Origin of the sequence: Streptomyces sp. BJ20 (assembly GCF_022869105.1) — a bacterium.
In the GTDB taxonomy this organism is placed as follows: domain Bacteria; phylum Actinomycetota; class Actinomycetes; order Streptomycetales; family Streptomycetaceae; genus Streptomyces; species Streptomyces griseoincarnatus.
On record NZ_CP094918.1, the window covers coordinates 1657711 to 1681250 of the forward strand.

15 protein-coding genes and 2 pseudogenes are annotated in these 23540 nt (G+C 73.2%); 13 read left to right on the top strand and 4 right to left on the bottom strand.

Going from position 1 to position 23540, the window contains the following annotated elements; genetic code table 11:
• Nucleotides 1-7 precede the first annotated feature (7 nt).
• From infB to MTR79_RS07805, 6 genes are all read left to right on the top strand, one after another.
• The gene (infB, locus tag MTR79_RS07780; RefSeq protein WP_078895332.1) at nucleotides 8-3073 is read left to right on the top strand and encodes a translation initiation factor IF-2; all 3066 of its coding nucleotides are present in this window, start codon (nucleotides 8-10) and stop codon (nucleotides 3071-3073) included.
• Between the two features lie 175 nt (nucleotides 3074-3248).
• Entirely contained in the window at nucleotides 3249-3542 is a 294-nt protein-coding gene (locus tag MTR79_RS07785) for a DUF503 domain-containing protein (protein ID WP_048460752.1), read from the top strand.
• A 33-nt stretch (nucleotides 3543-3575) separates the two neighbouring features.
• Entirely contained in the window at nucleotides 3576-4025 is a 450-nt protein-coding gene (rbfA, locus tag MTR79_RS07790) for a 30S ribosome-binding factor RbfA (protein ID WP_048460751.1), read from the top strand.
• The gene (gene truB / locus MTR79_RS07795) at nucleotides 4022-4930 is read left to right on the top strand and encodes a tRNA pseudouridine(55) synthase TruB (RefSeq protein ID WP_244789611.1); all 909 of its coding nucleotides are present in this window, start codon (nucleotides 4022-4024) and stop codon (nucleotides 4928-4930) included. The genes rbfA and truB overlap by 4 nt, the downstream gene beginning before the upstream one ends.
• A gap of 471 nt (nucleotides 4931-5401) precedes the next feature.
• A complete protein-coding gene (locus MTR79_RS07800) occupies nucleotides 5402-8803 on the top strand; it encodes a serine protease (RefSeq protein ID WP_244789612.1) in 3402 nt (1133 codons plus the stop codon).
• Between the two features lie 141 nt (nucleotides 8804-8944).
• Nucleotides 8945-9907 carry a bifunctional riboflavin kinase/FAD synthetase gene (locus MTR79_RS07805; RefSeq protein ID WP_048460748.1) on the top strand — a complete coding sequence of 321 codons (963 nt, stop codon included), beginning with the start codon at nucleotides 8945-8947 and terminating at the stop codon, nucleotides 9905-9907.
• A 21-nt stretch (nucleotides 9908-9928) separates the two neighbouring features.
• Here MTR79_RS07805 and MTR79_RS07810 read toward each other — a convergent pair.
• Nucleotides 9929-10872: pseudogene (locus MTR79_RS07810) on the bottom strand (oligopeptide/dipeptide ABC transporter ATP-binding protein); the annotation flags it as partial.
• Nucleotides 10873-11113: 241 nt separating this feature from the next.
• On the bottom strand, nucleotides 11114-14857 hold the full coding sequence (locus tag MTR79_RS07815; RefSeq protein ID WP_244789613.1) for an SCO5717 family growth-regulating ATPase: 3744 nt from the start codon (nucleotides 14855-14857) through the stop codon (nucleotides 11114-11116).
• 347 nt (nucleotides 14858-15204) lie between these two features.
• Here MTR79_RS07815 and MTR79_RS07820 point away from each other — a divergent pair.
• Nucleotides 15205-15931 (top strand): annotated as a pseudogene (locus MTR79_RS07820) (type VII secretion integral membrane protein EccD); the annotation flags it as partial.
• A 46-nt stretch (nucleotides 15932-15977) separates the two neighbouring features.
• Here MTR79_RS07820 and MTR79_RS07825 read toward each other — a convergent pair.
• Entirely contained in the window at nucleotides 15978-16256 is a 279-nt protein-coding gene (locus MTR79_RS07825; protein ID WP_033277435.1) for a DUF397 domain-containing protein, read from the bottom strand.
• Between the two features lie 267 nt (nucleotides 16257-16523).
• On the opposite strand from MTR79_RS07825, the gene rpsO reads away from it, so the two are divergent.
• The 5 genes from rpsO to MTR79_RS07850 all read left to right on the top strand — a co-directional run bounded on the left by rpsO (nucleotide 16524) and on the right by MTR79_RS07850 (nucleotide 22058).
• On the top strand, nucleotides 16524-16811 hold the full coding sequence (gene rpsO, locus MTR79_RS07830; RefSeq protein WP_006130415.1) for a 30S ribosomal protein S15: 288 nt from the start codon (nucleotides 16524-16526) through the stop codon (nucleotides 16809-16811).
• 402 nt (nucleotides 16812-17213) lie between these two features.
• Nucleotides 17214-19433: a polyribonucleotide nucleotidyltransferase gene (locus MTR79_RS07835; protein ID WP_048460745.1), complete on the top strand. Its 2220-nt coding sequence runs from the start codon at nucleotides 17214-17216 to the stop codon at nucleotides 19431-19433.
• On the top strand, nucleotides 19430-20809 hold the full coding sequence (locus MTR79_RS07840; RefSeq protein WP_102639429.1) for a pitrilysin family protein: 1380 nt from the start codon (nucleotides 19430-19432) through the stop codon (nucleotides 20807-20809). Before MTR79_RS07835 ends, MTR79_RS07840 begins: the two co-directional genes overlap by 4 nt.
• A gap of 37 nt (nucleotides 20810-20846) precedes the next feature.
• A complete protein-coding gene (gene dapB, locus MTR79_RS07845; protein ID WP_048460743.1) occupies nucleotides 20847-21599 on the top strand; it encodes a 4-hydroxy-tetrahydrodipicolinate reductase in 753 nt (250 codons plus the stop codon).
• A gap of 15 nt (nucleotides 21600-21614) precedes the next feature.
• Nucleotides 21615-22058, top strand: coding sequence for a membrane protein (locus MTR79_RS07850; RefSeq protein ID WP_048460742.1), 444 nt, complete (start codon nucleotides 21615-21617; stop codon nucleotides 22056-22058).
• A gap of 15 nt (nucleotides 22059-22073) precedes the next feature.
• On the opposite strand, the gene MTR79_RS07855 is transcribed toward MTR79_RS07850, so the two are convergent.
• On the bottom strand, nucleotides 22074-22631 hold the full coding sequence (locus MTR79_RS07855; RefSeq protein WP_244793085.1) for a hypothetical protein: 558 nt from the start codon (nucleotides 22629-22631) through the stop codon (nucleotides 22074-22076).
• A 149-nt stretch (nucleotides 22632-22780) separates the two neighbouring features.
• Between MTR79_RS07855 and thyX the strand changes: the two genes are divergently transcribed.
• The gene (gene thyX, locus MTR79_RS07860) at nucleotides 22781-23521 is read left to right on the top strand and encodes an FAD-dependent thymidylate synthase (RefSeq protein ID WP_102639431.1); all 741 of its coding nucleotides are present in this window, start codon (nucleotides 22781-22783) and stop codon (nucleotides 23519-23521) included.
• Nucleotides 23522-23540: the final 19 nt, after the last annotated feature.

Sequence of the window (23540 nt, forward strand, 5' to 3'; positions counted from 1 at the left end):
GAGCGAAGTGGCTAAGGTCCGGGTATACGAACTCGCCAAGGAGTTCGGTGTAGAGAGCAAGGTCGTCATGGCCAAGCTCCAGGAACTCGGTGAGTTCGTCCGTTCGGCGTCTTCGACCATCGAAGCGCCCGTAGTACGCAAGCTGACAGACGCCTTCCAGCAGGGCGGGGGCAACGGCAGGTCCGCCGCGAAGCCCGGCGCGCCCAAGAAGGCCGCCCCCAGGCCCGCCGCGCCCTCTCCGGCGCAGGCCGGGGGCCCCTCCCGCGCCGCTGGGGCAGCGGGAGAGCGTCCGGCTGCTCCGAAGCCGCCGGCCGCCCCCAAGCCCGCCGCGGCCCAGCCGCCGGCGGCTCCCTCGGCGCCCGCGCCGTCCTCCGGTCCGCGTCCGACCCCGGGCCCGCGCCCCGCGCCGCGTCCGGCGCCGGCCGCCCCCGAGTTCCAGGCCCCGCCCGCGGCGTCCCCGGCCCAGTCCGGTCCGAAGCCCGGCGGCGCCCGTCCCGGCGCTCCCAAGCCCGGCGGCCGTCCCGCCGGTCCCGGTCAGGGCCAGGGCGGCCAGGGCCGTCCGGCAGGCCAGGGTCAGCGTCCCGGTGGCGGTGCTCCGCGTCCGGGCGCCCGCCCGGCCGGTCCGCGCCCCGGCAACAACCCGTTCACCTCGGGTGGCTCCACCGGCATGGCCCGTCCGCAGGCTCCGCGCCCGCAGGGCCAGCGTCCCGGTCCCGGCGCCCCCGGCGCCGGTCCCCGCCCCCAGGCCCCCGGCCAGGGCGGCGGCCCGCGTCCGCAGGCTCCGGGCGGTTCGCGTCCCACTCCGGGCGGCATGCCCCGTCCGCAGGGCGGTCCCCGTCCCGGCGGTGGCCCCGGCGGCGGTCCCGGCGGCCCGCGTCCGAACCCCGGCATGATGCCGCAGCGTCCCGCTGCCGGCCCGCGTCCCGGCCCCGGCGGCCGTGGTCCGGGCGGTGCGGGCCGTCCCGGCGGTGGCGGCGGCCGTCCCGGTGGTGGCGGCGGCTTCGCCGGCCGTCCCGGCGGCGGTGGCGGTGCCGGTCGTCCCGGTGGCGGCGGCGGCTTCGCCGGCCGTCCGGGCGGCGGTTTCGGCGGCGGCGGTGGCCGTCCCGGCTTCGGTGGCCGTCCCGGCGGTCCCGGTGGCCGCGGTGGCACGCAGGGCGCCTTCGGCCGTCCCGGCGGTCCCGCGCGTCGTGGCCGTAAGTCGAAGCGGCAGAGGCGCCAGGAGTACGAGGCCATGCAGGCCCCGTCGGTCGGCGGCGTGATGCTGCCTCGCGGCAACGGCGAGACCATTCGCCTGTCGCGCGGTGCGTCGCTCACCGATTTCGCGGAGAAGATCAACGCCAACCCGGCGTCGCTCGTCGCGGTCATGATGAACCTCGGCGAGATGGTCACCGCGACCCAGTCCGTCTCCGACGAGACGCTCCAGCTCCTCGCGGACGAGATGAACTACACGGTTCAGGTCGTCAGCCCGGAGGAGGAGGACCGCGAGCTCCTCGAGTCCTTCGACATCGAGTTCGGCGAGGACGAGGGCGACGAGGAGGACCTGATGGTCCGCCCGCCCGTCGTCACCGTCATGGGTCACGTCGACCACGGCAAGACCCGGCTCCTCGACGCCATCCGCAAGACGAACGTCATCGCGGGCGAGGCCGGCGGCATCACCCAGCACATCGGTGCCTACCAGGTCGCGACCGAGGTCAACGACGAAGAGCGCAAGATCACCTTCATCGACACCCCGGGTCACGAGGCGTTCACCGCCATGCGTGCCCGTGGTGCGCGGTCGACGGACATCGCGATCCTCGTCGTCGCGGCCAACGACGGCGTCATGCCGCAGACGGTCGAGGCGCTCAACCACGCCAAGGCCGCCGAGGTCCCGATCGTCGTCGCGGTCAACAAGATCGACGTCGAGGGCGCCGACCCGACCAAGGTGCGCGGTCAGCTGACCGAGTACGGCCTGGTGGCCGAGGAGTACGGCGGCGACACCATGTTCGTCGACATCTCCGCCAAGCAGGGTCTGCACATCGACTCCCTGCTGGAGGCCGTGGTCCTCACCGCCGACGCCTCGCTCGACCTGCGGGCCAACCCGAACCAGCCCGCGCAGGGCATCTCGATCGAGTCCCGCCTCGACCGCGGCCGCGGTGCCGTGTCGACGGTCCTCGTCCAGCGAGGCACCCTGCGGGTCGGCGACACCATGGTGGTCGGCGACGCGTACGGCCGCGTCCGGGCGATGCACGACGACAACGGCAACAGCGTTGCCGAGGCCGGCCCCTCGACGCCGGTTCAGGTCCTCGGCCTGACCAACGTCCCGGGTGCGGGCGACAACTTCCTGGTGGTCGACGAGGACCGTACGGCCCGTCAGATCGCCGAGAAGCGTGCCGCCCGTGAGCGGAACGCCGCGTTCGCCAAGCGCACGCGCCGCGTCTCCCTCGAGGACCTGGACAAGGTGCTCAAGGCCGGCGAGGTCCAGCAGCTGAACCTGATCATCAAGGGTGACGCCTCCGGTTCGGTCGAGGCCCTCGAGTCCTCGCTGCTCCAGCTGGACGTCGGCGAAGAGGTCGACATCCGCGTCCTGCACCGCGGCGTCGGTGCGGTCACGGAGTCCGACATCGACCTGGCGATGGGCTCCGACGCCATCGTGATCGGCTTCAACGTGCGCGCCGCCGGGCGTGCGCAGCAGATGGCCGAGCGCGAGGGTGTGGACGTCCGGTACTACTCGGTCATCTACCAGGCGATCGAGGAGATCGAGGCGGCCCTCAAGGGCATGCTCAAGCCGGAGTACGAGGAGGTCGAGCTCGGCACGGCGGAGATCCGCGAGGTCTTCAAGTCGTCCAAGCTGGGCAACATCGCGGGTGTTCTCATCCGCTCCGGCGAGGTCAAGCGGAACACCAAGGCGCGCCTCATCCGCGACGGCAAGGTGGTCGCGGAGAACCTCAACATCGAGGGTCTGCGTCGCTTCAAGGACGACGTCACCGAGATCCGCGAAGGCTTCGAGGGCGGTATCAACCTCGGAAACTTCAACGACATCAAGGTCGACGACGTCATCGCGACGTACGAGATGCGCGAGAAGCCGCGCGTCTGACCGCAGCAGCACGATCGGGGCCGGTCGGCGGAAGCGTATTTCCGTCGATCGGCCCCGGCCGTTGCGTGTACGGTTCCCGTACCGGCGCCGCTGCGGCGCCCTTCCCCGGAGTACCGGCTCCGTCCGGGCCGGGGAGGTCCCTGATCCCGAACCGGCGGGTCATCCGGATGCACACATGTATGTGGGGACTCTGTCCTTCGACCTGCTCCTCGGCGACGTCCACTCGCTCAAGGAGAAGCGCTCCGTCGTCCGTCCGATCGTCGCCGAACTGCAGCGGAAGTACGCGGTCAGCGTGGCGGAGACCGGGAACCAGAACCTGCACCGCAGGGCCGAGATCGGCCTCGCGGTGGTCGCCGGGGAATGGGACCGCATCACCGACGTCCTCGACCGCTGCGAGCGGCTGGTCGCCGGACGGCCCGAAGTGGAACTGCTCTCGGTTCGACGCAGGCTCCACAGCGACGAAGACTGAAGCAAGACGTTAAGCACTTAAGGAGACGGACCAGTGGCCGACAACGCGCGTGCCAAGAGGCTGGCTGACCTCATCCGAGAGGTGGTGGCCCAGAAGCTGCAGCGCGGGATCAAGGACCCGCGGCTCGGCTCGCACGTCACCATCACGGACACCCGGGTCACCGGTGACCTGCGGGAGGCGACCGTCTTCTACACGGTGTACGGGGACGAGGAGGAGCGGGAGGCGGCCGCGGCCGGCCTGGAGTCCGCCAAGGGCGTGCTGCGCTCCGAGGTGGGCCGTGCGGCGGGCGTGAAGTTCACCCCCACCCTGACCTTCGTCATGGACGCCCTGCCGGACACCGCGCGCAACATCGAGGACCTCCTCGACAAGGCGCGCCAGTCCGACGCCAAGGTGCGCGAGGCGTCCGCGGGCGCCGCGTACGCCGGCGGAGCCGACCCGTACCGCAAGCCGGAAGACGACGAGACGGACGACACCGCCGAATGACCCAGAAGCAGACCCCGCCCGACGGCCTTGTCATCGTCGACAAGCCGTCGGGCTTCACTTCGCACGACGTGGTCGCCAAGATGCGCGGCATCGCCCGCACCCGCCGGGTCGGCCACGCCGGCACCCTCGACCCGATGGCGACCGGTGTGCTCGTCCTCGGCGTCGAGCGGGCGACCAAGCTCCTCGGCCACCTGGCGCTGACCGAGAAGGAGTACCTCGGCACGGTCCGGCTCGGCCAGACCACCGTCACCGACGACGCCGAGGGGGAGATCACCGCCTCCGCCGACGCCTCACGCGTCACCCGCGAGGCCATCGACGCGGGGATCGCCGCCCTGACCGGCGACATCATGCAGGTGCCGTCCAAGGTCAGCGCCATCAAGATCAACGGGGTGCGTTCCTACAAGCGGGCGCGGGACGGCGAGGACTTCGACATCCCCGCCCGGCCGGTCACCGTCTCGTCGTTCTCCGTGTACGACGTCCGCGAGGCCGTCGCCGAGGACGGCACCCCGGTGCTGGACCTGGTCGTCTCCGTCGTCTGCTCCTCCGGCACCTACATCCGCGCCCTCGCCCGCGACCTGGGCGCGGGACTGGGCGTCGGTGGCCATCTGACCGCGCTGCGCCGCACCCGCGTCGGGCCGTACCGGCTGGACGCGGCGAAGACCCTGGACGAGCTCCAGGAGAAGCTGACGGTCATGCCGATCGCCGAGGCCGCGGCGGCCGCGTTCCCCCGCTGGGACGTCGACGAACGCCGCGCCAAGCTGCTGACGAACGGCGTCCGCCTGGAGATGCCGGAGGAGTACGCCGGCCGGGGGCCGGTGGCGGTCTTCGGGCCGGAGGGGCGGTTCCTGGTGCTCGTGGAGGAGCAGCGGGGGAAGGCGAAGAGCGTGGCGGTCTTCGCCACGTGAGGACGGCCCTGCGGGGCCAGTTCCGCGGGGCCGGCCGCCCCGGGGCGAGATACCGCGCCGGGCACCAGGTCTCAGGGCCCCGGACCCCGCTCCTCAAACGCCGGAGGGGCTGAGTTCAGCCCGTCCGGCCTCGTCCTTCGAAGGCCCGGAGGGGCCACTTCCTGCCCGTCCGGCGTCTGAGGACGAGGCCCGCCAGGGCCGACAAGGGGGTCTGGGGGCGCAGCCCCCAGGAGGAGGCCGTCCGTGGAGCGGCGCGGCACGGGGTCGGCTCTGCGCCGCTCCACGGCCCCCCTCGGTTCCCCCACGCCTAGGGTCTATCCATCACCCCCTCCCTGTTCACCCTCACGTGCGGGCGCTCGGAGTGAAGTGGGGGAGTGGAAGGGGGCGCGTTCTCCTGCCACGCTGCGCTGCTGATCTTCGGGGCCCTAAGGTCACGGGCAAGGCACCAGGTACGGCACGGCAGGAGGTTCCATGATGCCGTCGCTCGACGCCCCGGGGCACGCCCTCGAGCGGTTCCGGCCCACCGCGGACCCCGGGCTGGTCGCGCTCCACGACCTGGCCGGCCGCCCCCGCGGCACCGGTTTCGTCGCCGACCGCCACGGCACCGTGATCACCAGCCACGAGGCCGTCGACGGCCTGCCCCGTCTCGTGCTGCACGGCGCGGAGGGCCGCCACAGCATCGTGACCGCCGACGCCGTCGTCCCGCTGCCCGCCCTCGGCCTGGCCCTGGTCCGCGGCGGCGACCTCGGCGTGGCCCCGCTCCCCGTCACCTCGCGGGACACCGTGCGGACCGGCGCGTACGTGCGGATCCCCGCCGGGGGCTGGCGCGAGGCGCGGGTGCTCGGGACGACCACGGTCACGTACACCGCCACCGACCGCGCCCACCGCGTCCCCGGCGCCCTGGAACTGGCCGTCGGCACGGCCGGGCGGGACGCGCTGCGGCTCGGCGGCGGGGCGGCGGGCGGCCCCGTGCTCGACCCGGCGACCGGCACCGTCGTCGGCGTCCTCGGCACCGCGCTGCGCACCGCCGCCTCCGACGTCGGTTTCGCCGTCCCCCTCCGTCCCACGGTCCCCGCCCTCGCCGCGCTGCTCATGGACAACGCGGCCACGGTCCCCGCGTACGGGACCGACCTCAACCTCGCCGGGCTGGTCGGGCTCACCGCCGCCTCGGCGGCCCGCCACGGCCCGCAGCCGATCGTGGAACCGGTCGAACGGGTCGGCGTCCGTGCCGAGTTGTACGCATTCGAGCAGGGCGAGGCGACCGTCCTGGGCCTCGTCGGGCCGCCCGGCAGCGGCCGCAGCACCGAACTCGCCGCGCTCGCCGCCCGCCGTCACCGCGCGGGCCTGCCCACGCTGTGGCTGCGCGGGGCCGACCTGCGCGAGGACGACACCTCGGTCGCGGACGCCGCCCGCCGCGCCCTCGAGCGGGCCGCGGCCGACGTGACGGCCTCGCTGCCGTTCCCGCCGCAGGACCTCGGCGATCTCGCGCCCGAGCGTCTCGCCGCGCTCGCCCGTACCGCCGGCCGCCCCCTGCTGCTCCTCCTCGACGACCCCGAGCAGATGGCGCCCGGCCTGTACCGGCGGCGCGCCGCGTGGACCGAGGAGACCGTGCGCCGGCTGCACGCGACGGGCACCCGCCTGGTGGTGTCCTGCGGCGCCGCGCACTGGGAGGAGGCCGGCTACCCGCCCGCCCTGCTGCACTATGGCAGCGCGGGCCCCGAGGGCCTCCCGCCGTGCGTGGTCCTCGGCGACCTCACCGCCGACGAGGCACGCGAGGCCCGCGCCCGCCACGGCATCCCCGAGGGCGCCGTCACCGACGCCGACGCGGCCCACCCGCTGACCCTGCGGCTGCTCGCCGAGGTCCGCTCCGACGTCGCCGCGACGACGCCCGACGGCCCCGTCGACCGCGACGACGTGCTCGCCGCCCACCTGGACCTGACGTGCCTGCGGATCGCCCAGCGCCTCGCCGGAGGACTCGGCGCCCGCGGCACCGCCGTACGCCGACTGGCAGTACGGGCCGCCGGGAAGGCGCACGAGGCGGCCCGCCGCTGCCTCGGCACGGAGGACGGGGTGCTGGACCGCGCGTCGTTCGGGGAGCTGTTCCCCGCCTCCGGACCCGGGACCGCCCTCGACGAGCACGGCGGCACGGCGCCCGGATGGGCGGACGCCGTGCTCGCCGAAGGGCTGCTCGTCCCGGCCGGGCACGGCCACCGGTTCGGGCACGAGGAGCTCGCGGACTGGCTCCAGGGCGCCCACCTCGACCTCGACGGCGCCCTGCACACCCTGGTGCACGCCCCCGCCGCCGACACCGACCCCGTGCCCCGCCACCGCATCGGCCCCGTCGTCGAGGCGCTGCTGTGCCTCGCCCGCCGGCACGGCCCCGCCCGGCTCGCCTCCCGCCTCGCGGACCTGACGCACGCCCTGGACGCCGACCCCGGCTCCTGGTGGGCCTCACGCCTGCTCACCGGCGTCCTCACCCGCGTCCCCGACGCGAGCCCGTACACGGACGTGCTGCGGCTGCTCGCCGACCGTGTCGTGGCCTGGCGCGAGCAGCGGCGGACCGTCCCGCCCGAACTGGGTCCCGCCTTCTGGACGCGGCTGCGGCTGCCCGTGGAGGCGCGCTGCGCCCTGCTGCGCCGCCTGGTCCTGGCCGACGGGCCCCCCTGCGAGAGCGGCCCCCGCTTCCTCGACGCCGTCGCCGGGCTGCTCACCGCCGACCCCGCGACCGTCCTGCCGTACGTGATCCGCTGGTTCGACGACGAGCGGCCCCTGCCGGCCACCCCGCACGCCACCGTGGCGACCGCCGCACAGGCCCTGCTGCACACCCACCGCCACGCCGCGCCCGACGCGCTGACCGATGCGCTCGTCGACAGCCCGCACCGGCGCGCCGACGAACTCCTCGCCGTGCTCGCCGAGGAGGAGCCGGGCGCCCTGTGCAGGGCCGTCGACCGCTGGGCGGAGGACCCGCGCCCCGCGCGCCGCGCCGCGGCCGTCACCCACGGCCTGCGCGTCGCGCCGTACGCCCGCGACCTCGGCGACCGCACCCTGCTGCGGTACGCCGCCCTCGCGGTCCTGGTGCGCACCGCCGACCGCGCCCTGCACGGCGGCGCCCTCGCCCTCCTCGTCCGCGACCCGGACAGCAGGGGACGCCACCTCGCCCGCGCCCTGGAACGGTTCGCGGCCGGCGACCCGCACTTCCCGCCCAGCGCGCTCACCGACGCCCTCACCACGCACACCGAGCCCGTCCTCGACGCCTTCCGCGCACGGCTCACGCAGGGCACGGACCCGGACGACACCTTCCGCGCCCTCGCGGACGCCACCACGCCCGCCCTGGCCCGGCCGGTCGCCGCCCTCGTCCGGGAGGCGACCGTCCGGCGACCCGAGCTGACCGGCTGTGTCGCGGAGTACGCCGACCGCCGCCTCGACCTCGGCCCCGCTGTCCGCGCGGTGCTGCGTCTGCTGCTCACCGAACTGCTCGACGGCGGCCCGCGCCTCCTGCGGCAGTCCCTCGCCGGCGTCCTCGCCGCGCCCTGCACCTCCGCCTCCCGCCCCCTGCGCCGCGGCCTGCTCGACACGCTCCTCGACCGGGAGACCGACCCCGGCGTGCTCGACGCGGTTCTGCGCGCCGCCGCCCGCAACACCGGTCCCGAGCTGCGGGTGCTCGTCCACCGCACGGCACTGCTGCTCGTCCGCACCGCCGAGGGCACCGTCCGCCTCGACCGCACCCTCGCCGATCTGGCCCGCCACGTGCCGGGCCTCGCGACGGCGGTGGCCGGCTGGCTCACGGACGCCCCGCACGTCTGGGGACCGCTCGTCGGACCCGCCACCCGGGAGGTGATCGACGAGCTGACGGGCGTGGCCGTGCCCGTCTGACGCCGCCCGGCGCGTGCACGTCGTCACACAGCCCCCATGCCGATGCGAGACGGGGCGGCCCGGCATGGCACTCTTAGAGCTGCGCAGAGAAGTCCACGGACTCGGGTTCGTCCGACAAGGTTTCGACAAGGAGCAGTCACAGTGCAGCGCTGGCGTGGCTTGGAGGACATCCCCCACGACTGGGGGCGCAGCGTCGTCACCATCGGCTCCTACGACGGGGTGCACCGCGGTCACCAGCTGATCATCCGGCACGCCGTGGACCGCGCCCGCGCGCTCGGCGTCCCCGCGGTCGTCGTCACCTTCGACCCGCACCCCAGCGAGGTGGTCCGCCCGGGCAGCCACCCGCCGCTGCTCGCCCCGCACCACCGGCGCGCGGAGCTCATGGCGGAGCTGGGCGTGGACGCGGTGCTGGTGCTGCCCTTCACCACCGAGTTCTCGAAGCTGTCGCCGGCCGATTTCGTGGTGAAGGTGCTGGTCGACAAGTTGCACGCCAAGGCCGTCGTCGAGGGCCCCAACTTCCGCTTCGGCCACAAGGCCGCGGGCACGGTGCAGTTCCTCGCCGAGCAGGGCAAGGTGTACGACTTCGAGGTCGAGGTCGTCGACCTGTTCGTGTCCGGTGAGGCGGGCGGCGGCGAGCCGTTCTCCTCCACGCTGACCCGCCGGCTGGTCGCCGAGGGCCAGGTCGAGGGCGCCGCCGAGATCCTGGGCCGCCCGCACCGCGTGGAGGGCGTCGTCGTCCGAGGCGCCCAGCGCGGCCGCGACCTCGGCTTCCCCACGGCCAACGTGGAGACGCTCCCGCACACCGCGATCCCCGCCGACGGGGTGTACGCGGGCTGGCTGCACGCCCAGGGCGAGGCGATGCCGGCGGCGATCTCCGTCGGCACCAACCCGCAGTTCGACGGCACCGAGCGGACCGTCGAGGCGTACGCCATCGACCGCGTCGGCCTCGACCTGTACGGGCTGCACGTCGCCGTGGACTTCCTGGCGTTCGTGCGCGGCCAGGCGAAGTTCGACACGCTGGACGAACTGCTGGCGCAGATGGGGCGGGACGTCGAGCGGTGCAAGGAGCTCGTCGCGGCCGCCGAGCAGGACAAGGACGCCTGAGCCGTCGCCCTCCGGTCGGCGTGCTGCCGCCCGGTGGCACGCGGCCTGAGCGGTGCCGTCGCCGCTCAGGACCCCTGGGACGCGTGCCCGGTACGCCTCGGTCACTCCCGCCCGTTCCGCCTCGTCGCCCGCCGGGATCTGGCAGCGCGCGTGGAATCGGCAGCCGGACGGGACGCGGGACGGGTCCGGCGGCTCACCGGTGAGGACCACGGGGGCGCCGGGCGCCTCGGGGAGCACCGACAGCAGCGCCTGCGTGCAAGGGTGCCGGGGAGCGGTCAGCATCTGCTCCACCGGGCCCGTCTCCACGATCCGGCCCAGTTACGTCACCGCCACCTGGTCGGCGATGTTCCAGGCCGGCCCCAGGCGATGCGTGACGACCAGCGTGGACAGCCCGAGTCCGTCGCGCAGGCGCAGGAGCAGCGCCAGGGTCTCGCCGCGTACGGACCCGTCGAGGGACGCCACCGGCGCGTCGCCGAAGGGGAGTTCGGGTTCGCTGACCGCAGGACAGCTCGTGAGGATGGCGAAGGAAGAAGCGTTCCGGCGGCCGCAGCCCGGTCCGGGACAACGCCTCGGTCACGGCCGCCTGTTCGTCACCGTGGTGGCCGTGGGTGCGCAGCTCTTCGGCCACCGCGTCGTACACGGTGTGCCGGGGGTTTGAGTGAGCGGCTCGGGTCCTGCAACGCCAAGTGCGCCTGCTCGCGGTACGCCTTCAGGGAGCGCCCGGAGTACTCCAAGGGCCGTCCGTCGAAGACGACGCCGCCCCCGTTCGGAGCGACGAGTCCCAGCAGTGTGCGGGTCAGAGTGGTCCTGCCGCACCCCGACGCACCGACCAGGGCGACGATCTCGCCGCGCCGGATGCCGAGATCGACCCCGTCCACGGCCAGGGCGTCGGGCGCGCCGTGCCGCCCGGGCAAGGCGACGCGCACGCGGTTCGCGCTGAGCAGCGCGGTCTTCATGGGAGTCATGGGGTGCGGGGCCTCGCCTCCTTGCCGGGGTGTGGGACGCCCTCGCGCCGCCGGACCGGCCCCGCGCCTTCGGCCCGCGAGCCGCCCGACTCGTACGCAGGCCGCCCGCCACCCCGCCCGCGCGTCACGCAACGGCTGGTCCTCGACCGCGCAGGAGTCCAGCGCCGAAGCGACCCCTCGTTCGGAGGGGCCGCATTCCTGTACGGGCGGTGGGGATGGGGTCCGGTTGTGCCCTGGCGCCCTACTGCTGCGCGGGGCCGGGCTGGCCGGGGTACGGCGGGTAGGGCTGCTGGCCGGGGGCCTGCGGGTAGGGGTGACCCGGCTGTGGCTGCTCGCCCGGGTGGGCCGGCTGATCTGCGTGGGGTTGCTGGCCCGGCTGGGCCTGCTGGCCGGGGTGGGGCTGTTGGCCCGGCTGGGCCGGGGGCTGGCCGGGGTGACCCGGCTGTCCGTGTCCCGGCTGTCCCGGCTGTACCGGGTGTCCCGGGTGGGCGTAGGGCTGGCCCGGTTGGGGCTGAGGTGCCTGTGGGGCTTGCGGCGCCTGCTGGGGGTGCTGCGGCGGCTGAGGCTGCTGCGGGTACCCGCCCGGCTGGCCTGGGACGGCCTGACCCGGCACGTACGGCCCCGGGGCGGGCTGCCCGGGCATGGGCTGTCCGGGAACCGGCTGACCGGGGTAGGGCTGGCCCGGGACCGGCTGGCCCGGCATGGGCTGGCCCGGCAGGGGCGGGGCGGCGACCGGCGGCGGGTTGCCGTCGGACGTCCACAGCCCGTGCGACTGCTGGTGCCGGACGAAGTCCTCGGCGACCATCGCCGCGAGGTTGAAGTACGCCTCGCGCACCTTGGGCCGCATCATGTCGAGGTCGACCTCGGCGCCGGCGGCCAGGTGCTCGTCGAACGGCACGACGATCACACCGCGGCAGCGCGTCTCGAAGTGCGACACGATGTCGTCGACCTTGATCATCTTGCCGGTCTCGCGCACACCGGAGATGACGGTGAGGGACCGGGACACGAGGTCCGCGTAACCGTGCGCCGACAGCCAGTCCAGCGTGGTGCTGGCGCTGCTCGCACCGTCCACGGACGGCGTGGAGATGATGATGAGCTGGTCGGCGAGGTCCAGCACCCCGCGCATGGCGGAGTAGAGCAGACCCGTGCCGGAGTCGGTGAGGATGACCGGGTACTGCTTGCCGAGCACGTCGATCGCGCGCCGGTAGTCCTCGTCGTTGAACGTCGTGGAGACGGCGGGGTCGACGTCGTTGGCGATGATCTCCAGGCCGGAGGGCGCCTGCGACGTGAACCGCCGGATGTCCATGTAGGAGTTGAGGTACGGGATCGCCTGGACGAGGTCACGGATGGTGGCCCCGGTCTCGCGCCGCACACGGCGGCCGAGCGTCCCGGCGTCCGGGTTGGCGTCGATCGCCAGAATCTTGTCCTGCCGCTCGCTGGCGAGCGTGGCGCCGAGCGCGGTGGTGGTGGTCGTCTTGCCGACGCCGCCCTTGAGGCTGATGACGGCGATGCGGTAGCAGGACAGCACCGGCGTGCGGATCAGCTCCAGCTTCCGCTGCCGCTCGGCCTCCTCCTTCTTCCCGCCCAGCTTGAACCGTGACCCGCCGGTCGCGGGACGACTGCTCTTCGCCTTCTGCTTCTTGCTGTTGAGCAGGCGGTCCGACGACAGCTCGACGGCGGCCGTGTAACCGAGAGGCGCGGCACCGGGGTTGACCGGCTGACGCTGGTCGTGCTGCACGGGCTGCGGCCAGGCGGTGCCGGTCCGCGGGTCGACGGGCGGCTGCGGAGCCTGGGCTGCCTGCGGGACCTCCGGGGCCTGGGGCGCCTGCGGGGGCTGAGCCTGGGGTGGTACGCCGGGGTGGGCCGGCTGGGGCTGGCCGGGGTGCGGCTGCGGCTGCGGCTGTGCGGGCGGGGTGGGTTGCTGAGGGAAGCCGTAACCGCTGGGCTGGGCCGGGGGAGTTGGCCCAGCCGGAGCGCCGGCGGCGGGACCGGGTTGGGGGAAGCCGTACCCGGCGGGCGGGTTGGGAGCACCCGGCTGCGGCTGGGGCTGCGCCGGTGCGGCGGGCTGCGGGAACCCGTATCCGGGCGGCTGTGTGGGCCCGGCGGGCGGGAAGCCGTATCCGGCGAGGGGTGCGGGTGGTGTCGGAGCCTGCGGCGGCTGCTGTGCGGCGGGTGCGGAGGGCTCGGCCTGGGGCTGCGCCGGTGTGGCGGGCTGCGGGAAGCCGTATCCGGGCTGTTGGGCGGGTGGCTGTGTGTGCCCGGCGGGCGGGAAGCCGTATCCGGCGGGGGGTGCGGGTGGTGTCGAAGCCTGGGGTGGCTGCTGTGCGGAGGGCTCGGCCTGCGGCTGCGCCGGTGCGGCGGGCTGCGGGAACCCGTATCCGGGCGGCTGTGTGGGCCCGGCGGGCGGGAAGCCGTACCCGGCGGGAGGCGCGGGTGGTGTCGGAGCCTGCGGCGGCTGCTGCGCCGCAGCTGCCGGCTGTGTCGGCTGTGCCGGAGGCACCGGCGGGGGGTTCCAGGCAGCCGGCGCCGGTTGGGGCGCCTGCGGCTGGAACGGCGCCTGCGGAGCGGTCGCGCCGCCCTCCGGCGCCTGCGGCTGCGGAGGCCGCACGGACCAGTCGCCACCCGTCGGCGGAACAGTCGGGAACGCGGGCGGAGCCGAAGGCGCCTGAGGAGCGTCGACCGACGCCGGGACGGCATCCTCGGGCTCGTCCTTCTGCTCGTCAACGCCGGCGGGGACGGAGTCCTCGGGCTCGTCGTCGGACGGCACGGAGTCCTGAGGCTCGTCCTCGCCCTCGGCCACTGTCGGAACCTCGTCCGCGACGTCGTCGGCCGCCTCGTCCTCGTCGTCCGCGTCGACCGCAGCGGCGCTTTCGACGTCCTCGGGACCGAAGGAGTCGGCGTCGAGCCCTTCTCGCTCGTCGGCGTCGTCACCGGACTCGGCCGAACCTTCGGAGGCTTCGAACTCCACGACCACAGGCTCAACCGAAGCCTCGGAGTTGCCGGTGTCGACGCGGCTGTCGGAACCGGGAACGGCCTCGGAGACGGTCTCGGCCCCGGCGTCGGTCTCGGCCCCGGCGTCGGCCGCGTCGCCGGCCCCGGAGGTGGCCTCCTCCTTCGCCTTCTCCGCCTCGGCAGCCGCCGCGTCGCGCTCAGCGATCTCACGCTTCAGGGCGGCGGCAGAGAAACGAATGGTGGCGCCGCTCTCGATGTCGCCCTTGTCGGTGCCGTCGGACGGCTCGATGTGCTGCGACGGCTCCTGCCCGACCGGCATGACGGGCACGGCGGCAGGAGACGGAGAAGCGTCCGAGGGAGGCGTCTCAGGCTCCTTCTCCTCCTGCTTCTCCTCGTGCGCGCCCGGCTCCGGCTGCTGAGGCTCGAAGCCGCTCCCCACCGGCAGCCGCGGCACGGCGGCGGGCCCTCCGGAGGGCGGCAGGGGAGGCGTGAACGGCGCACCGGGCGCGGGCGCGGGCGGCGTGAACGGGGCGCCCGGAGCGGACGCCGGCGCGGGGGGCGTGAAGGGCGCCCCGGGAGCCGGCGCCGGGGGCACCGGAGGCGTCGGAAGGGCGGACGGCCCGGAGGCCCCCACGGCATGTGGCGGCGGAGTCAGCCCCGGCAGCGGCGGAACGGCCCCGGCGGCCAAGGAGGAGGAACCTTCAGAAGCCCCCGAAGCCGAAGCCCCCGAAGCCCCCGAAGCCCCCGAATCACCGGAACCCGCAGGCGAATTGGACCAGTCACCAGAACCGGAGCCGGACTCGGGCTCGGGCTCGGGCTCGGGCTCGGATACGGAATCCGAGTGGGGGGCGGAAGTGGAGGAACCGGCGGCCGAGGCCGGAGAAGACGCCTCCGAGGCGTTCTGCGTGTACCAGGCCGGCGGCGCGTAGTCGATGGTGAACTCGCCCGTCGTCTCGACGGCGGACTCCGCGTCGGGCTGGTCATCGCCGGGGGTCGCCCAGCTCCCGTGCGTACCGTCCCGATCGCTGCTCACAGTTCCTCCTGGTTGGTCGAGCACCCTTGTGCCGTGCTGGGGGCGACCATCTGCCCTCCCCGTCAGGACGCCCGTACCCGTACGACAGGTTCTGGCGTCACACCGGTACCAGCCTAATCACCACGACGGTCCCCCCGGGAGGCCCGCCCTTCGCTCGGTCTCCGACGCCCGCGGCACGCCTGCGTCACGCCCGCGAGGCAAGGGCGGCCCGCACTCCCGGAACCGGGACGAAAGCGCGCCGACCCCACCGAAATTCCGTACCCCGGACGTCAGTTCATCCACCGCGGTGTGCCGAGAAGCCCCACTTCCGCATCGGTCGGCTGCGTCGTGACGTACTGCCGGCCGCGGCCTGGACCGCCGACCCGCAGCACGACATGGACAACCTCCGGTGTTCTCGCGGGCGTCGCCGGTCTCCTGCTCGTCGTCCTCGGCTGCGTGCGTGCCCGCGTCCACGACGACCGCGCCGGAGCCGTGGTGCTGGGCCTGCTGCCCAACATGGGCGTGGCGGGTTCAGGACTGCTGTCGCTCTCCCAGGGACAAGGGGGGACAGGGCATCGGAAGCTGCAGTTTCTTCTCGCCTGTGCGGCCGTGCTGGTGGCCTCGTTGATCCTCACCCTGTGCTCCCCGAGCGGCGACGGCCCGTTCGTCGCTTCCTCCGTGACCTCGGGCCTCGCGCTGCTCGCCTCCTTCGCGGCTCTGCTGAGGAACTGGACCCCGGACGAGATCGCCGCCCTGTGCGCCCCGGTCGCCGTCGGCGCCCTCGCCTTCCTGCCGGGCGTCTCCCTGCGGTTCGCCCGGTTGCCCATCGGCTTCGAGATGCCGGACACCGCCCCGCGCAGTACCTACGGCAACGACCCCCGGCCCCACGAGCCGGTCGACGCCGAGCGCATCCGGGCTCAGGCCAGGCGCGGCCATGAACTCCTCGTCGGCCTGGCCGACGGCTGCTCGCTATCTCCGGCGGCGGGCGCGGCCCTGGTGCTCGCTGTCTCCGGCGGGCTCTGGGCGCAGCTGCTGGCCCTCGCCACGGGCGTGGCCGTGCTGATGCGCGCACAGCTGTGCCGCATGACGAGGCGCGGCGTCCGACGGAGAACCGTCGGACGCCGAACCCCCAAGCGGACGACTACGCCTCGCGCTCCGTCGGCTCCAGGTCGAACTCCCCGTCGCGCGCGCCCAGCACGAACGCGCGCCACTCCGCCTCGGTGTACCGCAGGACGGTGTCCGGGTCGAGCGAGGACCGCATGGCCACGGCGCCGCCGGGCAGGTACGCGATCTCCACCCGTTCCTCGTGCTCCTCCGTGCCCGGCGCGCCGTGCCACTCGACACCGGAGATGTCGAGGGCGTAGAGCTCGTTCTTCTCCCGCTCCTTGCGTGCCTTGATCTCCTCAGCCGTCTCCGCCATGCCCCAGCGACCCCTTCCCGACGTACGATCGATCCGAGCGCTCACCCTAGTGGCCAGCCCCTTCCCTTCCGGCGGGTTCGACCGACCGGGGGAAAGCGGCCCGTCACCACCTGGTACTCTGGCCGACGGCCGTATGTGTACGCACCCCCGGAGCCACCCGCTCTGGAGGCCGCGCCCAGCGGATCCCCGCCTTCCGAGTCATGGAAGACCCCCCGAGAAGCAGACCGGGGGCACTCGGTGGCCACTCACAGATCACGAGGAGTACGCGTGTCGCTCGACGCCGCAGTGAAGAAGCAGATCATCTCCGAGTTCGGCACCAAGGAGGGTGACACCGGCTCCCCCGAGGTCCAGGTCGCTCTGCTGTCCCGTCGGATCTCCGACCTGACGGAGCACCTGAAGACCCACAAGCACGACCACCACTCCCGCCGTGGCCTGCTGATCCTCGTCGGTCAGCGCCGCCGGCTGCTGCAGTACCTCGCCAAGAAGGACATCCAGCGCTTCCGTGCGCTGGTCGAGCGCCTCGGCATCCGCCGCGGTGCGGCGGGCGCCAAGTAAGACGCCGTGAAGGGAGCGGTTCCCGGGACAACGGGGCCGCTCCCTTTGCTGTACGTGCGGAGTGTCACTCCGCCTTTGTAGTGTGGTAGCACAACGCAAGAACTACGACTCAGCGTGATGACCCGCGCCGCATCGGGTATGCGACCCACGGACCATCACACCGGACGTCACCCGACGTCCACACCGGACGCCGTCCTGACGTCCACCGGACGTCACCCGACGTCCCCCGTACGAGGGGAAGCGCACCTCGCCGCCGCCGGTCCTCGGTAGTGGCCCCCGGGAGAGTCAACCCCGGGTGCTTCGATCGAAGACCGGCCCGCACCAGTGGAGCGCTTCTCCGCCCCGTCCCCTCGCCACACGGGCGAGCGGGACGAAAGACGACAAGTAACGGAGAAAACGCTAGTGGAGAACGAGACCCACTACGCCGAGGCCGTCATCGACAACGGCTCCTTCGGCACCCGCACCATCCGCTTCGAGACGGGCCGCCTGGCCCGTCAGGCCGCCGGCTCCGCCGTGGCCTACCTGGACGACGACACCATGGTGCTGTCGGCCACCAGCGCTTCCAAGAACCCCAAGGACCAGCTCGACTTCTTCCCCCTCACGGTGGACGTCGAGGAGCGGATGTACGCGGCCGGGAAGATCCCCGGCTCGTTCTTCCGCCGCGAGGGCCGTCCCTCCGAGGACGCCGTCCTCACCTGCCGTCTGATCGACCGCCCGCTGCGCCCGTCCTTCAAGAAGGGCCTGCGCAACGAGATCCAGGTCGTCGCCACGATCATGGCGCTCAACCCCGACCACCTGTACGACGTCGTGGCGATCAACGCCGCCTCCGCGTCCACGCAGCTGGCCGGCCTGCCCTTCTCCGGCCCGATCGGCGGCGTCCGCGTCGCGCTGATCCGCGGCCAGTGGGTCGCCTTCCCGACGCACACCGAGCTCGAGGACGCCGTCTTCGACATGGTCGTCGCGGGCCGCACCCTCGAGGACGGCGACGTCGCGATCATGATGGTCGAGGCCGAGGCCACCGAGAAGACGATCAAGCTCGTCGAGGGCGGCGCCGAGGCGCCGACCGAGGAGGTCGTCGCCGCCGGTCTGGACGCCGCGAAGCCCTTCATCAAGGTGCTCTGCAAGGCCCAGGCCGACCTCGCCGCGAAGGCCGCCAAGCCGACCGGCGAGTTCCCGATCTTCCTCGACTTCCAGGACGACGTCCTGGAGGCGCTCACCGCGGCCGTCAAGCCCGAGCTCGCCCAGGCGCTCACCATCGCCGGCAAGCAGGAGCGCGAGGCCGAGCTGGACCGCGTCAAGGGTCTCGCCGCCGAGAAGCTCCTGCCGGAGTTCGAGGGCCGCGAGAAGGAGATCTCCGCCGCGTACCGCGCGCTGACCAAGTCCCTGGTCCGCGAGCGCGTCATCAAGGAGAAGAAGCGCATCGACGGCCGCGGTGTCACCGACATCCGCACCCTGGCCGCCGAGGTCGAGGCCATTCCGCGCGTGCACGGCTCGGCGCTGTTCGAGCGCGGTGAGACCCAGATCCTGGGCGTCACCACGCTGAACATGCTGCGCATGGAGCAGCAGCTGGACACCCTCTCCCCGGTGACCCGCAAGCGCTACATGCACAACTACAACTTCCCGCCCTACTCCGTCGGTGAGACCGGCCGCGTCGGCTCCCCGAAGCGCCGCGAGATCGGCCACGGCGCCCTCGCCGAGCGCGCCATCGTGCCGGTGCTGCCGACGCGCGAGGAGTTCCCCTACGCGATCCGTCAGGTGTCCGAGGCCCTCGGCTCCAACGGCTCGACGTCCATGGGCTCGGTCTGCGCCTCCACCATGTCGCTGCTGAACGCCGGTGTGCCGCTGAAGGCCCCCGTCGCCGGTATCGCCATGGGCCTGATCTCCCAGGAGATCAACGGCGAGACGCACTACGTCGCCCTCACCGACATCCTCGGTGCGGAGGACGCCTTCGGCGACATGGACTTCAAGGTCGCCGGCACCAAGGACTTCGTGACCGCCCTCCAGCTCGACACCAAGCTGGACGGCATCCCGGCCTCCGTCCTGGCCGCCGCCCTCAAGCAGGCCCGTGACGCCCGCCTCCACATCCTCGACGTGATGATGGAAGCGATCGACACGCCGGACGAGATGTCCCCCAACGCGCCGCGGATCATCACCGTGAAGATCCCGGTCGACAAGATCGGCGAGGTCATCGGCCCCAAGGGCAAGATGATCAACCAGATCCAGGAGGACACCGGCGCCGAGATCACGATCGAGGACGACGGCACCATCTACATCGGCGCCGCCGACGGCCCGGCCGCCGAGGCCGCCCGCGCCACGATCAACGGCATCGCCAACCCGACGATGCCCGAGGTCGGCGAGCGCTACCTGGGCACGGTCGTCAAGACCACGACCTTCGGCGCGTTCGTCTCCCTGCTCCCCGGCAAGGACGGTCTGCTGCACATCTCGCAGATCCGCAAGCTGGCCGGCGGCAAGCGCGTGGAGAACGTCGAGGACGTCCTCGGCGTGGGCCACAAGGTCCAGGTCGAGATCGCCGAGATCGACTCCCGCGGCAAGCTCTCCCTGATCCCCGTGATCGAGGGCGAGGACGCCTCCGACGACAAGAAGGACGACGCCGACAAGTGACGTCCCGTGGCTCCAAGGCGACGGCCCGCACCTCCTCGGAGGCGCGGGCCGTCGCCCGTACCCAAACCCTCATCAAGGGCGAGAACGGCATCGGCACGGTCCGCAGGACCACCCTCCCCGGAGGCCTGCGCATCGTCACCGAGACCCTGCCCTCGGTCCGCTCGGCGACCTTCGGCATCTGGGCACACGTCGGCTCCCGCGACGAGACCCCGGCCCTGGGCGGCGCCACCCACTACCTGGAGCACCTGCTCTTCAAGGGCACGGCCACCCGCTCCGCACTGGACATCTCCGCGGCCGTCGACGCCGTCGGCGGCGAGATGAACGCGTTCACGGCCAAGGAGTACACGTGCTACTACGCGCGCGTGCTCGACACCGACCTGCCGCTCGCCATCGACGTGGTGTGCGACATGCTGACCGGCTCGGTGATCCGCGAGGAGGACGTCGACGTCGAGCGCGGCGCCATCCTCGAAGAGATCGCGATGACCGAGGACGACCCGGGCGACTGCGTGCACGACCTGTTCGCGCACACGATGTTCGGCGACAACCCCCTCGGCCGCCCCGTCCTCGGCACGGTCGACACGGTCAACGCCCTCACCGCCGACCGCATCCGCCGCTTCTACAGGAAGCACTACGACCCCACGCACCTGGTGGTCGCCTGCGCGGGCAACGTCGACCACAACAAGGTCGTCCGCCAGGTCCGCGCCGCCTTCGAGAAGGCCGGCGCGCTCAAGGACCCCGAGGCGCAGCCGATCGCCCCGCGCGGCGGCCGGCGCGCCCTGCGCACCGCCGGGCGCGTCGAGCTCCTCGGCCGCAAGACGGAGCAGGCGCACATCGTGCTCGGCATGCCGGGCCTCGCCCGCACCGACGAGCGGCGCTGGGCGCTCGGCGTGCTGAACACCGCCCTCGGCGGCGGCATGTCCTCCCGGCTGTTCCAGGAGGTCCGCGAGAAGCGCGGCCTGGCCTACAGCGTGTACTCGTACACGTCGGGCTTCGCCGACTGCGGTCTGTTCGGGGTGTACGCGGGCTGCCGGCCCTCCCAGGTGCACGACGTGCTGAAGATCTGCCGCGACGAGCTGGACCAGGTAGCCGCGCACGGGCTGCCCGACGACGAGATCGAGCGCGCCATCGGCCAGCTGAAGGGCTCCACCGTCCTCGGCCTGGAGGACACCGGCGCGCTGATGAACCGTATCGGCAAGAGCGAGCTGTGCTGGGGCGAGCAGATGTCGGTCGACGACATGCTGTCCCGGATAGCCTCGGTCACCCCGGACGACGTGCGCTCGGTCGCCCGCGACATCCTGGGGCGGCGGCCCTCCCTGTCGGTCATCGGCCCGCTGAAGGACAAGCAGGCGGCCCGGCTGCACGAGGCCGTCGCCTGACCACCCCGGCACCACACCCGGTAAGGAAGCAACAGACATGAGCAAGCTGCGCGTGGCGGTCCTCGGCGCCAAGGGCCGGATCGGCTCCGAGGCGGTACGGGCGGTCGAGGCCGCCGAGGACATGGAACTGGTGGCCGCCCTCGGCCGGGGCGACAAGCTGGAGACCCTCGCCGAGACCGGCGCCCAGGTCGCCGTCGAGCTGACCACCCCCGCCTCGGTCATGGGCAACCTCGACTTCTGCGTGCGCCACGGCATCCACGCGGTGGTCGGCACCACCGGCTGGACCGACGACCGCCTCGCGCAGCTCAAGGGATGGCTCGACCAGTCCCCGGAGACGGGCGTGCTCATCGCCCCGAACTTCTCCATCGGTGCCGTGCTGACCATGAAGTTCGCCCAGATCGCCGCCCCGTACTTCGAGTCCGTCGAGGTCGTGGAGCTGCACCACCCCAACAAGGTGGACGCGCCCAGCGGCACCGCCACGCGTACCGCCCAGCTCATCGCCGAGGCCCGCCGCCAGGCCGGCAGCGCCCCCGCCCCGGACGCCACGGCCACCGCCCTCGACGGCGCCCGCGGCGCGGACGTCGACGGGGTCCCGGTGCACGCGGTGCGGCTGCGGGGTCTCCTCGCCCACCAGGAGGTCCTGCTCGGCGCTGAGGGCGAGACCCTCACCGTCCGCCACGACTCCCTGCACCACAGCAGCTTCATGCCGGGCATCCTGCTCGGCGTGCGCCGCGTGGTGACCACTCCCGGCCTCACCTTCGGCCTGGAACACTTCCTCGACCTGAACTGAGCCGGTCCCACCCCTATGCGCGCGAAGATCTCCTACGCCCTGACGGCCGCCGTCCTGGTCGTCTACTTCGTCCTGGTCGGCAGCCGCGGCGTGCTGCTCATCAAGGCCGGCACGCTCCTCACGGTCACCTTCGGCGTGGCCGTGCTGATCCTGCCGGTCATCGGCGTGTGGTTCCTCTGGAAGAACACCCAGTTCGTCCGGGACGCCAACCGGCTCGCCGCCGAGCTGGACGCCGAGGGCGGCCTGCCCGTCGACAACCTCAAGCGGCTGCCCAGCGGCCGCGTCGACCGTGAGTCGGCCGACGAGGTCTTCGCGCTGCGCAAGGCCGAGACGGAGGACGCGCCAGACGACTGGCGCAGCTGGTTCCGGCTCGCCGTGGCCTACCACGACGCCCGGGACACCCCGCGCGCCCGCAGGGCGATGCAGCGGGCCATCGCCCTGCGCAAGACCGCCTCCTGAGCGCGCGGGCGGACCTCAGTCCCGCCCGTATTCGTCCGCCCAGGCCTCGACCGTGTCGGCCGCCCGGTCGAAGGCCAGCGGGTCGCGCCCCAGGAAGTCCGCGTTGTGCGAGGTCAGCAGCGGCACCGGGCCGTCGGACGAGCGGCCCCGCCGGTTCATCACCAGCGCCTGCCCCTGCACGGTCCTCGGCAGCCCCAGCCAGCGCACCGGCTGCTGCACCGTACGCACCGCCGTGACCTGGTCCCAGGGCGTCGTACGGGTGCTGACGAGGGCCACGTGGCGCAGCCCCCGGGCGCTGACCCACACCCCCATGCGCAGCAGCCGCAGTGCGGCCACCACGATGACCAGCGCGAACCCGAACACGGTGGCCGCCGACGCGGGCGTGGCGGTCGCCGCGATGACCACGGACGAGAACAGCACGAACGAGGCGAGCAGCAGCAGGACCGCGGCCGCGCCCACGCGCCAGGGGCCGGGTCGGTAGGGACGCCGCCAGCGGTCCCGGTCGTCGTACGGCAGCGCGACGTCGTCCGTGGTGTCGAAGGCGCGGTCGGCCGTCAGGAAGGGCAGGGGCACGGTGGTCCTCACTCGATCCATGCAGGGGCTGTGCCCGGTGAGGCTATCGATCTGTGTCCCCGGTCACCACCCTCGGGGGTCCGGACGGCCCCGCGTCCGCGCCGTAGAGTGGGCGGCGCCCCAGAAGTGATGGAAGGACCCTCCGCGCCGTGACCGACACCCCTGCCGACGACCTCAAGCCGAGTTTCCGCAGCGATGTGACCGTCGAGCTGGTGAAGCACACCGCGTCCGACGCCGACGTGCTGTTCGCCGCCCGCGTCTCGACCCTCGGCGAGCAGTCCCTGGACGAGCTGCAGAAGGACCCCGAGCGGTCCAAGGGCCTGATCAACTACCTGATGCGGGACCGGCACGGCAGCCCCTTCGAGCACAACTCGATGACCTTCTTCGTGAGCGCCCCGATCTTCGTCTTCCGCGAGTTCATGCGGCACCGGGTCGGCTGGTCGTACAACGAGGAGTCGGGCCGCTACCGGGAGCTCCAGCCGGTCTTCTACGTCCCGGACACCGACCGCAAGCTGGTCCAGGAGGGCCGCCCCGGCAAGTACCGCTTCGTCGAGGGCACCAAGGAACAGCAGGAGCTCGTCGGACGCGCCATGGAGGACTCGTACCGGCAGGCCTACGAGGCGTACCAGGAGATGCTGGCCGCCGGCGTGGCCCGCGAGGTCGCCCGCTCGGTCCTCCCCGTCGGCCTGTACTCGTCGATGTACGCGACCTGCAACGCCCGCTCGCTGATGCACTTCCTCGGCCTGCGCACCCAGCACGAGCTGGCGAAGGTGCCGTCCTTCCCGCAGCGGGAGATCGAGATGGTCGGCGAGAAGATGGAGGCCGAGTGGGCCCGCCTGATGCCGCTGACCTACGCCGCCTTCAACGCCAACGGGCGCGTCGCCCCGTAGCGGCGCCCTCCCGCGCCCC